We start from the raw sequence: 15247 nt of genomic DNA on the forward strand, positions 1-15247 counted from the left end.
CGAAGTAACCTTCAACGGAGAAGCCAACTTCTCCGCCCAAGGCGATATAAAAACTGTTTTCGGAGAAAAAGCCACTTTCAACGACGTACAGTTCCATAAAGAAATTTCATTTAATACAGTCATTTTTAAAGGAATTGCAGATTTTAGCACCAAAAGTATAGAATATCCTAATGAAACTTTTATGAGTGATGCGGAATTTGTAAATACGCACTTCAAAAAAACTGCAAATTTTTCACGCATACATTCCCATTCGAATAACAATTCCCATAAGATTTACTTTAAAGAAGTCGACTTCCACGAAGACTCCCTATTTAATGACACCATTTTTCAGACAGATGTGCACTTTGAGAAAGCTGTTTTTCATGGCGAGGCAAAATTCAACGATGCAACTTTCCTAAAGTCTGTGAAATTTTATAATAAGACAAAATTTCAGAATAAAGCCGTTTTCTCTGGACTTACTGTTTCGGAGAACACTGAGTTTGAAAGCGTATCCTTTGCCGATAAATCTTATTTCAATGGGGCTACTCTTGGAAATTCTGGAACAACAAATCAGCAAAAAACTTGTTTTTATAATTCCAGCTTTGATGGAGTTGCAGATTTTTCCAATATCAATTTTTGCAGCATCAATGAATTTATAGATCTCTATTTCTCTAAAGAGGTATCTTTCTACGATTCAATATTTACAGGCGATACTTCATTTATTCAACATCCTAATACGCATTTTGTATTCAATAAATTAGCTGGCCCCAAATATAACGAAAAAGCGGAATTTTCCGATGCAAAATTCGAAGGAACATTGCACTTTGAGAATATTGAATTCAATGATGGGGCAGATTTTATTAGGACAGTTTTTTACGAAGAATCAAATTTTGAAAATATTCTTTTCAAGAATTCGTCACCTGATTTTAAAGATGCAAAATTTACAGTCCATTCAAGTCATCGGTTCACAACTTCCCAGAATTCAGTTCCTTGCAGAAGGAAAAAAGTCAGAGTCCCTCGAGACAATACGTTAAAGGCACGTAAAATTCCGATTGGGTCATACTTATTTGATGATGACCCAGATAACCCAATAGCCGGACCGGCATAAAATGATTAGCCCTGTCACGCAGAGTGTGACAGGGCTAATCATTTTAATGAGATACTCCGCTTCTATGTCGAGAAATATCTCAAGGTGAGAGCCTAAAAGAGTGGGGTCCTCCCCTATGCTGGTTATAAGCCAGCACCGGAGCAGGAAGGGCACACCACCATGAACCTCAACAAACTCTTCACCGCGCTGCGACAACGCAAAAACACCCCAGCACGCAACCAGCCGGCCGAGCGGCACGAACGCTACACGCACGCCCTCGAACAATTCCTCGACGGGCAGCCCGCCACACGCCTGAGCGGGGTGTACACGCTCGTAAACCTCGCAGACGAATGGCTCGCCGACACTTCCCTCCCCGAGCAGGTGCGCCGCGAAGAAGCCCAGACCATCGTCGACGCGCTAACCGAGTGCATCCGCACGCCCTACCCCCTCGCACAGAAACGGCAGATTCTAGAATCAGGCGAGACTCCCGAAGGATACGAAGACGACTTCGCGCACGATCAGGTGGCGCTACGCGAGGAACAGCTGGTACGCCGCACCGTCTTCATTGAGCTCAGCCGCCGCCTCGCCGCAGTCGCCGAAAGCAGCAAGGTAGACAATAAGAAGAACCAGCACACGGTGCCGTCGCTATCGCCGACATGGGCTGACCTGCGCTTCGACTTTGGCGGCGCCCCCATCTTCTACCCGCTACAACAGCTGCACTTTCAGAACGCCGATTTCGCCTCCGCAACCTTCTATGGTCCGGCGGATTTTTCCGGCGCAACCTTCAGCGGTGACACCAGCTTTTCCGCGGCGCAGTTCACGGCTAACGTCTCCTTCGACAGCGCGAACTTCAACGACTGGGTGGGGTTCAGCGCCGCCCACTTCGCAGGCGCGGCTAAGTTCAGCGGGGCACGCTTTGCGGATACCGCAAGCTTCGCAACCGTAACCTTCACCGGCACGGTCAACTTCTCAGACGCGGTCTTTTCAGCTACGGCTGACTTCGCGGTAGCCTCCTTCGAGTCCGACGCCGACTTTTCACGCTTGAACACCGCGGGCATAGCGAGCTTCGCGGCGGTCACCTTCGGCGGAGAGGCAATATTTACCGCCTCCACGTTCCACGATGAAGCACACTTCGCCGCCTCGGTCTTCAACCGCCCGGCGGTGTTCTCCAAGTCGCTGTTCGGCGGGGCCGCGCGCTTTGCCGGTGTAGTCACCAAGCAGTCCGCGATGTTCAGCAACGTACGCTTTGCGAGCGCGGCGGACTTTAGCGGGGCGTCGTTCACGCAGTACGAGGATTTTGGTGGGGCGCGGTTCGACGGCGATGTCACGTTCAGCCGGTCGTCGTTTATTGCGCTGCCGAGGACGATCTATGAGATGGACTTCCCGCAGTACGCGAACTTCGGTAACGCGGCATTTGCGCAGGATGCCGACTTTAGTGAGGCGACGTTCACGGCGAGTGTCGGCTTCGGTGGGGTGACGTTCGCTCGGGCGGTGAGCTTCAACGGGGCGAGCTTTGAGGGTGCCTACTTCGCGGATGCGACGTTCGGTCAGGGCGCGGACTTTACCTGTTCGACGTTCAACTATAGTGCGAGCTTCGCGAATGCGACCTTCAACGCTAATGCGGAGTTCCACGAGGCTTCTTTTAGAGGGCACGCGGACTTCCGCGACGTTACGTTTGCGGCAGATGTGAGGTTTAGCGGTGCAACCTTTGGTGGTAATGCGGGGTTCTGCAGGGCGTCGTTCGGCGGTAATGCGAGCTTCTTCAGGACGGATTTTGCGGGGACTACAGAGTTCCGTGAGGCTGTCTTTGAGGGGTATGCCGGGTTCAGCACGGCGGCTTTCAGCGCTGATGCCAACTTCAGCGGGGTTGCGTTTGAGCAGCTCGCTTGGTTCGCTGATGCAGCCTTCGAGGCAGGCGCGGAGTTCGTGGAGGCAACCTTTATGGGTGTTGCAGATTTCTGCAATGTGTCTTTCGTGAAGACCCCGCCGGTCTTCGCTGTTGAGGATGCTGACTCGGGCGAGATGCGCCGGGCTCGGTTCGCTGCCCTGTCTACCGCTTCGGAAGCTGCTGGTCAGGAGGCGCATAACTTCGCGGTGTACGAGGACAGCCAGCCTATTCCGCTGGGCGCAGCGGAGCTTCTTAACAGAACGTTCGTTCTCCCTCTCGGTGCGGTGCTGTACGACCCGGATTCCTGGGACGAAGAGAAGCAGGACTACACCCACATCAGTGAGCCCGCACAATAAAACCTAGCTCTCCCCACCGTCAGGGAAGCCCCACACGCAGACCCCGCCCGCACATCTAGCGTTGGCGGGGTTCTTGCTTTTGACCAGCAACTGCCCAAGCCCAGCAGCTTTACACTATGCTGAGTATGACCCGCCCCTTTCAACGATGACAGGAGAACCACATGCATCTCGCACCCAGCACCGCGTGGGCTTGGCTGATAGCATGCGCAGTCGTCATTCTGCTTTTCCCGCTCGCCGCGCAGTTCGGCAACTTCAAGGGGAAGCTGTCTAGCTTCCACACCTGGGTTTGGGCTATCGCTCTCTTGGGCATTGTCGCGGCGGGTTTTATGCCTTTCACCTTTGATCCTGACATCACCTATTTTGAGGTTCAGCCGTTCATTTTCTTCATCACCGGCACCCTTCTGGGTGTTCTCTTTCTTGGGGAGTTCCACCGCATGAACGCCCAGAAAAAGCTGAAACACCCCCAGCGGGTGCATGCCGAGCGCCGCACCCGTTACAGCAAGGCAGTTGAGCAGCTGGCATATCCGAACCCGGCAGTCCGTGCAAGCGCCCTCAGCACGCTTGCGGGTCTGGTGGATGAGTGGCTCGCTGACGAGCAGCTCAGCGTTGATGCGCGGCAGAAGGAGGGGCAGGTCATCGTCAATGCCCTCTGCGCTTATGTTCGTTCGCCGTTCTCGCGGGCGTTCAAGGCAGAAGCTTTTGAATCCGATACGCCGCCCGCTAACTATGCGGGTGATTTCGCTACGGATCTGGCGGCTTTTCGTGGTGAACAGGATGTTCGCCGCAGCGTCTTCGTTGAGATGAGCAAGCGCAGCAGCACCCTTGCTGAAAATGAGAAGGGCGAGGTGGCTGTTGTCCCCGGCGCGTGGAGCGGCTTTGAGTTCGATTTCAGCCGGGCAGTCGTCTTCTACCCTCTCGACGGTCTGACTCTTGAGAACGCCGATTTCTCTGCGGCGAGGTTCTGCAACGGTTCAGATTTCAGCGGGGCAACTTTTGTAGGTAACGCGAACTTTACCCGGGCGGTCTTTGACCAGGATGCGCCTTTTAGCGACGTAACTTTCATGGGAACGGCTGACTTTAGTAACGCGCGCTTTGCTGGTGATGTATTCTTCCGCTGGGTGTCTTTCAATGCTAATGCGGACTTCCGTGAGGCTTCTTTTGGAGGGCACGCTGACTTCCGCGATGCTGCATTTACGGCGGATGCGGGCTTTAGCGGTGCTTCCTTTGAGGGGAACGCTGGGTTCTTTAGGTCGTCTTTTGGCGGTAATGCAAGCTTCTTCAGGACGGATTTTGCGGGAGTTGCGGAGTTCCGTGAGGCAGTCTTTGAGGGGCATGCCGGGTTTAACGCGGCAACCTTCTACGGGGATGCGCACTTTAGCCGGGCTACGTTTGAGGGGCTCGCTGGGTTCCGTGATGTGACCTTTAAGGCGGGCGCGGAGTTCTATGGTGCGTCCTTTGTGCAGACTGTAGATTTCTGCGATGTGTCTTTCGTGAAGAGCCCGCCGGTCTTCGCTGTTGAGGATGCTGACTCGGGCGAGATGCACCGGGCGCGATTCGCTACGCTGTCTACTGGTTCGGAGGCTACCGGTCAGGAGGCGCATAACTTCGCGGTGTACGAGGGTAGCCAACCTATTCCGCTGGGTGCAGCCGGGCTGAACGGTGTAGGGTACCGTATCCCGGTCGGGGCGGTGCTCTTTGATTCGGCGTCCTGGGATGAACGGCAGAAGGAGTACACGCGCCTGAGTGAGCCTGCGCAGTAATTATCTTGAGGCCCCGCCACATTGAATGTGTGGCGGGGCCTTTGCGTGCGCGGCAGACGCTATCGAGCAGCTGGGTACAAAATAAAAATGGTGCGAAAAACCCCGCTGGGCCTGTAGGCTCTAGCGGGGTTTTTTCGATTCTTAGCTACCCGGATTCGTTTATCGCCTTTCAGCGGCATTAGGTTATGCCTGAGATAAACAAACTTAAATTGGGTAGCAAAAATCCGCGGAATGTGTGCCATCTGCTAAAATCAGCAGTGACAACGCAATTCCGCGTTGTCTCTAACTAAATAGAGAGGAGGTGTACTCCTATGGATAAGGACCGCGTTTGGGTACTTGTTGAACGGGGAAGCTATGTAGCTACCCTATTCGCCAGCCTGATTGAGGTATGTGAGTTTGTCGCCTCGTGCCTCTTCTAGGCTCTTGAGAGTGGGGCTACTCGCGATGTTAGCGGCATCGCTGGTGGCTCCACTTTTATTTTACTGTCATTGCACATAAGGACATTTCCTGTACGTATGACCGTATACCTAATAATTTAGCGCAATTCTTAAGACATAACAACACGACAGCACTAATTCCGCCACTATTGTATCCGTCGCAAGGAACAATATCGCCTATTTTGAGGGTTCTCATACCTGCTTCGTCTGCCGCGGACAGCAAAAGCATCGCCTGTGCATCTCATACTGGCGAAGTTCTCGTTGATGACCGGGCGCACCTCACGGCGAGCAGCTTTACCCTATGCTGGAAGGTGAACGTTCCTATCAGAGAGGACAGGAGAATCTAGTGCCCAGCAATAACGCATCATCCATTCCAGAAAGCCAGGTAATCCCGAAAGCTCAGGAGAAGCCTTGGTATATCCGGCACTTTATTAAGCTCCTCATTAGCTTTGGCCTGGGCGGCGCTGCGGCTGCGCTCATTCTGCCTTGGGTTCTCTGGTTGCACTGCGGCATGAGCTCTGGCAGTTCAGATCAGTTGCGCCTGCATCTGCTGTACGTCACTGGCGGTATTATTGCGGTTCTGACTCTTCTGCAGACTAACTGGAAGAACCAGGGTGACCGTCTCAAAATTGATGCGGATATCAAGAAGAATGAGCAGGACGCCGAGAAGAACGAGCGCGACCATATCCGCCAGGTTCATGCAGAGCGCCGCAGCCGCTATACCAAGGCCGTCGAGCAGCTAGCTGATGAGAAAGCAGCCGTCCGTCTGGGCGGTATCTACACCCTTGTGGGTTTGGTCGATGAGTGGATTGAAGATATGAGCATTAGCCTACAAGGGCGCCGGAAAGAAGGACAGGTTATTATTAATAATCTTTGTGCTTATATTCGTTCACCGTTCCCTCTTATAAGGGAGCAATATACTATTGAGAATAGGGCCCTAAAAGAAAAGAACACGGAAAACCACTCCAATTCTTTCCCCATCAATAAGACAAAAATTCAAGAAGAACAAGAGGTGCGACGAACTATTTTTACTGAAATAAGTAAGAGAGTTAGCGCATTTGATAAATTCGACGGCAATAAAATAGTCCATGGAACCTGGAGCAACTTTGAATTTAACTTTGTTAAATCCGACATTTTTTACTCTTTATCTAACCTTCACTTGGAAAACCCAAATTTTTCACAGGCAACTTTCCTCGAAGAATCAGATTTCATCGGCACTACTTTTTTCGGTAAAGCAAATTTCAGCGATGCCAGTTTTGCTCACCAGGCACATTTCAGTTGGACCCGTTTTATGCACACCGCCGATTTCCGCTGGACAAAGTTCGTTCTTAAAGCAGATTTCCGTAGTGCAACTTTTGCCCAAAGTGCAGATTTTAGCAAGGTGATTTTTGTCCATGAAGCGGACTTTAGCTGGGTAGATTTCCCCAGAATTTTACACTTTGAAGGAGCCTATTTTACCCATAACGCACACTTTGATTGGGCAACATTCAGTAGGAGCTACTTTGGCAAGGCTCAGTTCATGCAGAAAGCATATTTTACTGGCGCAACCTTCGCTCAAAAGGTAGATTTCAGCAAAGCGTCCTTCGCTCAAGAAGTAATCTTCAGTGGGGCAACTTTCACCCAGAACACAGACTTTAGCGAGGCTAATTTTACGCAAAGAGCAGACTTTAACAAGGCCACCTTTGATGCAGGTACAGATTTCATTGGAACAATCTTTATGCGAAATGTGGATTTTTGTGACGCATCTTTCACAAAAATCCCACCTTTCTTCACGATTAAAAACGAAGAATCGAATGAAATGTATAGTACTCGGTTCGCTGCACTGTCCGATGGTCAAGAGGCGCATAATTTCGCGGTGCACGAGGGCAGCCAGCCTATTCCGCTAGGCACAGCAGAGCTAGACAGTGTGCGCTGCAGTATCCCGGTCGGTACGGTGCTATTCAACCCGTCTTCCTGGGATGAACAGCAGAAAGAATACACGCGCCTGAGTGAGCCCGCGCAGTAATATCCAGAGGCCCTGCCGCATTGAATGTGTGGCGGGCCTTTGTTTATGACCAATAGAAGCGCATGTCAGACAGTTTTGCCCTATGCTGAAAGGTGACCATTCCTCTCAGCGGAGACAGGAGAATTAGAGACTATGACAAAAATGGTGGATAGCGCCGAAGACTCTTTGCAGACTCGCCCTCCATGGTGGAAAAGACTTATTATCTGGTGCGCAAGGAAGTATTCAAAGAATTGGTTTTATATAACCCTTATCCTTCTGGCCCTTGTCGGGATTATCTGTGCCTTCTACGTCCCGCAGAACATCTCGGGACTCGAGCATCAAGGTAACTCTGTTGCTTCTGTACGCCAGGCTATCCTCGCAGTATTCGCGGGTGCGCTCACAATGCTCACGTTATGGGAAAACCATCGTAAAAACACTCATGAGAAGAACAAGAACGAACGCGATCATATCCGCCAAGTACATGCAGAACGTCGTGGCCGCTATGCCAAAGGCGTTGAGCAGTTGGCCAACGAGAATGCAGCTATTCGTCTAGGTGGAGTCTATACGCTCGTTGGATTAACGGATGAGTGGCTTGCGGATAAAAATCTCCAGCCCCAGAAACGTCAAAAAGAAGGACAGGTTATTATCAATAACCTTTGTGCATATATCCGTTCAATACCAAATGGATTAACCAGTATAGACCTTGAATCTGGAGCTGCTCCTTCAGACGAAGCGAAGATACGCCAAACAATCTTCAGCGAAATGAGCAATAGAATAAACCCGAAAAATCAAAAGAATCTCTTATGGACGGATTTAAAATTTGACTTTTCAGATTCCCCTATTTTTTACCCACTAGACGACAAAGTGTTTATGAATGCAGATTTTCAAAAATCAAATTTCTACAAACTCGCTTCTTTCTCCCGCAGTAATTTTTACGGAGAGACAAAGTTTACTGGTTCAGATTTCTACATTCGTTCAAAGTTTGACAATTCTAAATTTTATGGACCTGCAGATTTTTCCTCTACCAGACTGGGTAGGCCTCTTAGCACCAATGCAGAACTAAGGGGCATGAAGAATCAGCTTAGAGAAACCATAAGATATGCCTCTATCCCCCGAAATATCATATCTGCAAATTACAGTGCAGACTTCTCGAAGACATTTTTTGAGCAAAAGGCAAATTTTAATGAAGTATATTTCTACATAAAAGCAACCTTTGAATCATCCAACTTTTCTACCGAACCAAATTTCGATTCATCTTATTTTACTTGCAAAGAGGATTCTAATTTTTCAACACACTCAAATAATATCCAACTTGAGGTAGCAGAGTTGATTGATAAATCGGGTAATAGCTGCACCCAAGAAATACCAATCGGATCCCGACTCTTTGACCCAAAGTCTTGGAGTTCCAAGGAAGAAAAATATACCCACGTAAGTGATACCTCAAAGCCGATAGGCAAAGCCAAATAGTACTCACTCTTGAAGGCCCCACCAGCCTTATACTGGCGGGGCCTTTGCTTGTAGCCTTCAGAAGTCTCTGTTAGGTAGCTTGTGCACTATGCTGAAAGGTGACCGTTCCTTTCACCGAAGATAGGAGATTGTCTTGGCGGACAATGAAACCTCAATAAAGAAGCCACCTTTTTATATTCGCTGGTTCTTCCCAATACTCGTCTTGCTCGGGCTTGCTGGAGGCGCAGCTGCCCTTTGGGTCCCTTCCAACACTAGTTGGCTACGCCAGAGTGGACTCTCCGGCGAAGCAGAACAGAAGTCTATCTCTGATTTACGCTTACACTTCCTCTACATCACGGGTGGAATTATTGCGATTCTGACTCTTCTTCAGACTAGCTGGAAGAACCAGGTCGACCGCCGCAAGGTCGAGGATGACATCCAGAAGAACAAGAATGATCACATTCGCCAAGTACACGCCGAACGCCGCAGCCGCTACACCAAAGCTGTAGAACAGCTGGCTAATGAGAAAGCTTCTGTCCGACTGGGCGGTATCTATACCCTCGTAGGCTTGGTTGATGAGTGGCTTGCAGACGATGCCATTAAACCAGAAGAGGCACAAAAAGAAGGCCAGGTAATTATTAATAATCTATGCGCCTATGTACGCGCTCCTTTCCCTTACGTAGAAGACCGGAAGCTTTTTGGGGAGAAAGAACCGGAAACAAAAATTTCAGAAGAGGAGAGGAAAAATTTCTTGACCAAGCGGGATCAGTTCCGTGAAGAGCAAGATGTGCGTAACACCATCGTGAAGGAAATTGTAAATCGGCTTGGCATCAGACACTTTGAAGATGAAGAAGTTATCGTAGAGGAAGGCCTGTGGTCAGATTTTACTTACGATTTCTCTCAGGCATATTTTCCATATAAAGTTAATCTTGATGATAGCATCATAAACTCTCAACTTCTTTTTTCGGGAGCAGTATTCAGCAAAACCGTTTCCTTTAATAACTCCACTTTTAAAAATTATGTTTCTTTCAAGGATGCCATCTTTGAAAAGGATAGTCTACACACCAGCTTCCCCGGTGAGAAATCAGTTTCATTCAATCTAGCCATATTTGAGGGGTTTGTTTCATTCGAGGGTTCCGCTTTTGAAGATTCCGCATCTTACGCTTTGGCAACTTTCAAAGAGACAGCTTTATTTAAAGATGCAGTATTTAAAAGCTCTATATCTTTCATTGGCAGCACTTTTGAAAAAAGCACATCCTTTAGTGATACAACTTTCAAATACCGCACATTATTCAATAGCACCAAATTTAAAGACTCCGCATATTTTCTCGACACAACTTTCGAAGATACCGTAATTTTTGATGATGCTATATTTAAATATCCCCCATCCTTTATCCGCACCATATTTAAAGGAAGTACATATTTTGTTGAAACTATTTTCAAAGAAAGTCTAGATTTCAACAGGGTTATTTTCTATGGGCCTATTAAATTCATAGAAAAAATCTCCAGCCAACAAAAATTACAGTTCATGTCTTTTTCAAGCCAGACTCGTTTTTCTTATCAGAATCCCCCAGATAAATATGAGTTCAAAATGTCAACGGATAACACCCTATTTGAAACCGAGCAGATTACTGTAGCTGACGGCAGGGTATTCACTGTTCCTGCTGGTTGTGAGCTTTTTGACCCCGAGCCTTTGCCCGCACCCAAACCGGAAGAACCCACCGAATAATATCCACCTCTAAAAGGCCCCGCCGGCCCCTCATCGGCGGGGCCTTTTCGCGCCCGGGTCTGGTAGCGACAGCCCGGCGGCGGCAGCCCACCGGCGAGCGCCTCCGCCCATCACCGTGCCGCCCAAAGAACCGCCGCAATCACCCGCCGCGCCCAACCACCCGCTACCCCACCGATACACTAGAACCATGTACCGAATCATGACTGTCTGCACCGGCAACATCTGCCGCTCCCCCGTCGGCGAATACCTCATCCGCCAGCACGCCCAAGAAGCCGGCGTGCCCGTCACCGTCACCTCCAGCGGCATCAGTAACGAAGAAGAAGGCAACCGCATCGACCCGCGCGCCGCCGCGCAGCTCACCACCCGCGGTATCGACCCGTCCGCGCACCGCGCCAGCGTCTTCACCGTCGAGGACTTCGACCGCAACGACCTCATCCTCGCCATGGACGCACCCCACTACCTGCGCCTCAAAGCCCTCGCCCGCAACGACGAGGACAAGGCCAAGATCCGTATGATGCGCAGCTTCGACCCGAAGGTCACCACCACCCACCTGGACCAGCTCGGCATCTACGACCCCTGGTACGGTAGCGAACGCGACTTCGTGTACACCACCGGCCTCATTGACGCTGCCGCACGCGGCCTCATCAACCACCTCAAGCAGGAAGGCGACGCGCAGTGAGTCAGCGTATTCCCCTGAACCAGAACCGCCGCGTCACCGGCACCACCGAAATCCTGGAGCTCTGCAAAGACATGCTGCGCCTGGAGCACGGCATCGGCAACGACTTTGACATGGACACCGCCGAATTCACCGAATTCCGTGCCCAGTTCCTCGCCGACTTTGCGCAGATTCCGCTGATTATCGGCATTGATGGCCGTAGCGGCACCGGCAAAACCAGCCTCGCCGCGCAGCTTGAGCAGAAGCTCACCGCCGCCGGGCACAGCGTGCACGTGCTGCACCTGGACGACTTCTACCCCGGCTGGGACGGCCTCTTCGACGGCGTGGAGGCGTGGGACGCGCTATCCGTGCAACTGACCGAAGGTATTGCCGGAACCTACACCCCGTGGGATTGGGAGGCGGGCGCCCCCGGTGAGGTGCGCACCGTCGACCCGGCGGCTACGCAGGTCATCATCTGTGAGGGTGTCGGCGCGATTGCGGGCGCCTGCGAGGTGCGTATTCTCACCACCGCCCCGGACGAGGTGCGTTACGAACGCGCCATGGCTCGTGACGGTGACATGTTCCGCCCGCACTGGGAGCGCTGGGCGGCTCAGGAGGAGGCGCTGTTCGCCGAAATCCCGGAGGACTACGCGACCGTGGACTTCATCTACGACGGCGCGGCGCAGTAGCAGCCGCCTACAAGACAGTAGTGCCCAATGCTTTGTGTATCTCGAAGCATTGGGCCCTACGGCTATTCAGAGGCAGTTTTATTCAGGCGCTGTTTTATTCGGGCATGGAAGCCGGGCTAGCGGATTCCATGCGGTCTTTATCCCAGTAGGTTGAGGTATTGCTCGGCGCGTGCGTGGAGGCGGTACCGTCTTTTTCGTTACCCGAGTTGTTGCTAGAAAGCACAGCGAGGATTACGAGCAAGACGCAAGCTATGAGCAGCAGGATGCATAGCAAATATTTGTAATAGTGGTTGCGCATCTGAGGTTGTCCCTCCGGTCGTATCGCGTGGTATGACCAACGTAAGTTATGCGGTCGCCCCGAGCAATGCTTCTCAAGAATATTTCTCAAATATTTCTTCAGCGCTGGGGGTTGAGCGGCAGGCTAAGCCAAGCCGCTCAAGGGGCGGTGTTATCCGTAAGCGACATCAGGGTGTCCGAAGCGAAGCGAGGACGGGTGCCCCTGTAGGAGCGAGGATAACACCGTCCCTTCTGCATACCCTCTGCATACCCGTCCCGCTCCCAAATTAAAAAATGTCAAACGTTTAACTTACGAAGCCACCCCCGATTCTGCTACCGTGAAAAAGTTGTGCTTCCAGCCTGCGCAAGCTCATCCCCAGGGGCGGTACTACCGCATCCATGTCTTGTAGAGCCGCAGGCGCCGTTGCACGCGCATCACGCAGAAAGAAAAACTAAGACTAATGTCTTCGAAGTCGACTAAGACCTCCTTCGGGCTATCGCCCCTTTTCATTGTTGTTTTGGCGCTGCTGACCGCTATCGCGCCGCTCGCCACGGACATGTACCTGGCGGCGTTGCCCGCAGTCGCTGAGAACCTGAACACCACCAGCACGAACGCCTCGTTGACTCTGAGTGCGTTCATGGTGGGTATGGCGCTGGGCCAGCTGGTCGTGGGTCCGCTGTCGGATAAGACGGGCCGCCGCAAGCCGCTGCTGATTGGTGCGGTGGTTTGTTTTATTGCGACGGTGGCGTGTGGTTTCGCGCCGAATATTGAGCTGCTGATTTTTGCGCGTTTCATGATGGGCTTCACCGGTTCGATTGGTGCCGTGCTGGCGCGTTCTATCGTGGCTGATACGACTGAGGGTCTGGCGACCGCTAAGCTCATGGGCGTCATGATGATGATTAACGGCTTCGCGCCGGTGCTTGCGCCGCTGTTTGGTGGCTGGGTGCTGTCGTGGGGTAGCTGGCGCGATATTTTCCATGTGCTCGGCGTGATTACCGCGATTATGATGCTCGGCGTGATCTTCGTGATTAAGGAGACCCTGCCGGTGGAGGAACGCTACCAGGGCACCGCCCTGAGCGTGTACTCGGAGCTGCCGAAGGTCTTCAAGATTCGCCGCTACCTGGGTTTCATGCTGACGATGTGCTTCGCGTTTGGTGCGCTGTTCTCGTACATTTCCGGTTCGACGTTTGTGTTGCAGAAGATTCTGGGCTTGTCCGAGACTGAGTTCACGATCGTGTTCGGTGTGAACTCGATTGGTATTGTGCTGTTCAGTGCGATTGCGACGAAGCTGGTGGGTCGTGTGGCGCAGCGCCGTATTGTGAATGTCGGCGTGGTTAGCCTGCTGGTGGTGTCTTCGCTGCTGGTGGTTAGCTTCCTTGTCGGTATTTCGCTGGTGCCGACGTTGGTTCTGCTGTTCCTGCTGACCAGCTCGTGCGGCCTGATTTTTGGTAATGCTTCGGCGTTGGCGTTGAACGAGGCACGCCACATGGCGGGTAGTGCTTCGGCGGTGATGGGTACGGTTCAGGCGATGCTGGGTGCGTTGGCGGCGCCGCTGGTGTCGTTTGCCGGTGAGCATGAGTACCTGCCGATGGGCTTCTCCATTCTGGGTTTCGCGGTCCTGACGGCGCTGGTCCTGTGGCTGACCCCGCGTAAGGATTCGGACTACTCGGCTGACGGCGAGAGCCACGCAGCCCCGGCGGCGGATCACTAGCCTGTTGTTGATTTTTGTATAGCTAAAGCCCCGGATGGGCGACCCATGTGGGTTGCACATCCGGGGCTTTGCTGTTGCCTTTAGCGTTGCTCGGGAGGCGGTATTCGCCCTCGTTCCTACAGGGGACCCGCCCTCGCAGAGCTCGGGCACCCTGATGTCACTACGGGCGATACCGTCTTCCCGCGCCGGTTAGCGACCCGAACGTACAATAAAACTATGTCTAGTACCGTAATTCTTCTGAACGAGCAGAACCCGCAGGGCATCTTCGTCGACCCGTCCGTGCCCCTCATCAGCGTTGATGATCAGGGCTTCACCCGCGGCGACGGCGTCTTCGAAACCATGCTGTCCGTCAACCGTCGCGTGCGTAAGCTCGGCATGCACCTGTCCCGCCTCGAGTCGTCGGCGCGCATGCTGGATTTGCCCGACCCGGAGCCCGAGATTCTGCGTTCGGCGGTGGAGCGCCTCATGCGTGAGGCTGCCGCCGGTGCCGAGACTGCCCTGGGTGAAGAGCACATCGTGAAGATTATTATTTCGCGCGGCCCCACCCAGGCGGTGACCTCCATGCAGCCGGGCCCGTACACGCTGATTATGGCGTCGCCGGTGCCCGCCTCCATCGTGAAGCGCCGCACCGAGGGTGTGAAGGCGATGCTGCTGCCGCGCGGCCACGAGCCGATGGACAACAGCGCCTACCCGTGGCTGCTGGCGGGCGCGAAGACCCTCTCTTACGCGGTGAACATGGCGGTTCTGCGGTACGTGCAGGAGCGCGGCGCGGACGACGCTATCTTCATCACCGACGAGCGTCGCGTGCTGGAGGGCGCCACCTCCTCGGTGCTGGTTGCCAAGATTGAGGACGGCAAGAAGGTACTGTACACGCCTGAGCCGAGCCACGGCATCCTCCCCGGCACCACGCAGGGTGCGGTGTTCGAGGCGGCACGCCAGGCAGGCTGGGAACTGGGCTTCGGGCCGCTCTACCCGCAGGATTTGTTCGAGTCGGACGGCGTGTGGCTGGCTTCGTCGGTGCGTCTGATTGCGCCGGTGACTCACCTGAACGGCACGGCGCTGGCACACGACCCGGAGCTGACCGCCACGCTGTTGAACTACCTGGCGCAGCAGAGCTAATCGCATACGAAAAGGGGACGGTGCCATCCGAGCGAGGATGGTGCCGTCCCTTTGTGCTGTCTGCAGACCAAGTGCGGAGGTGTCGTACCTTCCTGAAGCGACATCAGGGTGCCCGAGCTCTGCGAGGGCG

The 15247-nt window shown here is 52.8% G+C and carries 11 protein-coding genes; 10 read left to right on the top strand and 1 reads right to left on the bottom strand.

Features of this window, described 5'->3' with window-relative positions:
* The 8 genes from HMPREF2845_RS09305 to HMPREF2845_RS06455 form a co-directional block, all read left to right on the top strand.
* Positions 1–1087: pentapeptide repeat-containing protein (locus HMPREF2845_RS09305; protein ID WP_168163716.1), on the top strand; the 1087-nt coding region annotated here is incomplete at its 5' end.
* A gap of 159 nt (positions 1088–1246) precedes the next feature.
* The gene (locus HMPREF2845_RS06425) at positions 1247–3310 is read left to right on the top strand and encodes a pentapeptide repeat-containing protein (protein WP_210394529.1); all 2064 of its coding nucleotides are present in this window, start codon (positions 1247–1249) and stop codon (positions 3308–3310) included.
* Between the two features lie 161 nt (positions 3311–3471).
* The gene (locus tag HMPREF2845_RS06430) at positions 3472–5070 is read left to right on the top strand and encodes a pentapeptide repeat-containing protein (RefSeq protein ID WP_070634198.1); all 1599 of its coding nucleotides are present in this window, start codon (positions 3472–3474) and stop codon (positions 5068–5070) included.
* 783 nt (positions 5071–5853) lie between these two features.
* Complete coding sequence (locus HMPREF2845_RS06435; RefSeq protein WP_246823243.1) at positions 5854–7512, top strand: pentapeptide repeat-containing protein; 1659 nt, start codon at positions 5854–5856, stop codon at positions 7510–7512.
* Between the two features lie 132 nt (positions 7513–7644).
* Entirely contained in the window at positions 7645–8958 is a 1314-nt protein-coding gene (locus tag HMPREF2845_RS06440) for a pentapeptide repeat-containing protein (protein WP_070634200.1), read from the top strand.
* A gap of 133 nt (positions 8959–9091) precedes the next feature.
* Positions 9092–10666, top strand: coding sequence for a pentapeptide repeat-containing protein (locus tag HMPREF2845_RS06445; RefSeq protein WP_070634201.1), 1575 nt, complete (start codon positions 9092–9094; stop codon positions 10664–10666).
* 187 nt (positions 10667–10853) lie between these two features.
* Positions 10854–11345 carry a low molecular weight protein-tyrosine-phosphatase gene (locus HMPREF2845_RS06450; protein WP_005508999.1) on the top strand — a complete coding sequence of 164 codons (492 nt, stop codon included), beginning with the start codon at positions 10854–10856 and terminating at the stop codon, positions 11343–11345.
* Positions 11342–12010, top strand: coding sequence for a nucleoside/nucleotide kinase family protein (locus HMPREF2845_RS06455; RefSeq protein WP_070634202.1), 669 nt, complete (start codon positions 11342–11344; stop codon positions 12008–12010). Before HMPREF2845_RS06450 ends, HMPREF2845_RS06455 begins: the two co-directional genes overlap by 4 nt.
* Positions 12011–12104: 94 nt before the next feature.
* Here HMPREF2845_RS06455 and HMPREF2845_RS09465 read toward each other — a convergent pair whose 3' ends face one another.
* Positions 12105–12233, bottom strand: a complete 129-nt coding sequence (locus tag HMPREF2845_RS09465) for a hypothetical protein (RefSeq protein WP_256370637.1) — start codon at positions 12231–12233, stop codon at positions 12105–12107.
* Between the two features lie 514 nt (positions 12234–12747).
* Here HMPREF2845_RS09465 and HMPREF2845_RS06460 point away from each other — a divergent pair.
* On the top strand, positions 12748–13998 hold the full coding sequence (locus HMPREF2845_RS06460; protein ID WP_070634203.1) for a multidrug effflux MFS transporter: 1251 nt from the start codon (positions 12748–12750) through the stop codon (positions 13996–13998).
* A gap of 216 nt (positions 13999–14214) precedes the next feature.
* Positions 14215–15117, top strand: a complete 903-nt coding sequence (locus HMPREF2845_RS06465; RefSeq protein ID WP_049358402.1) for an aminotransferase class IV — start codon at positions 14215–14217, stop codon at positions 15115–15117.
* Positions 15118–15247 lie beyond the last annotated feature (130 nt).

It is taken from the genome of Rothia sp. HMSC065B04, assembly GCF_001812285.1.
Lineage (GTDB): Bacteria > Actinomycetota > Actinomycetes > Actinomycetales > Micrococcaceae > Rothia > Rothia mucilaginosa.

Coding starts and splice junctions, on each gene's coding strand:
- HMPREF2845_RS06425 (WP_210394529.1), top strand. CDS start 1,247: ATGAACCTCAACAAACTCTTCACCGCGCTGCGACAACGCAAAAACACC.
- HMPREF2845_RS06430 (WP_070634198.1), top strand. CDS start 3,472: ATGCATCTCGCACCCAGCACCGCGTGGGCTTGGCTGATAGCATGCGCA.
- HMPREF2845_RS06440 (WP_070634200.1), top strand. CDS start 7,645: ATGACAAAAATGGTGGATAGCGCCGAAGACTCTTTGCAGACTCGCCCT.
- HMPREF2845_RS06450 (WP_005508999.1), top strand. CDS start 10,854: ATGTACCGAATCATGACTGTCTGCACCGGCAACATCTGCCGCTCCCCC.
- HMPREF2845_RS06460 (WP_070634203.1), top strand. CDS start 12,748: ATGTCTTCGAAGTCGACTAAGACCTCCTTCGGGCTATCGCCCCTTTTC.
- HMPREF2845_RS06465 (WP_049358402.1), top strand. CDS start 14,215: ATGTCTAGTACCGTAATTCTTCTGAACGAGCAGAACCCGCAGGGCATC.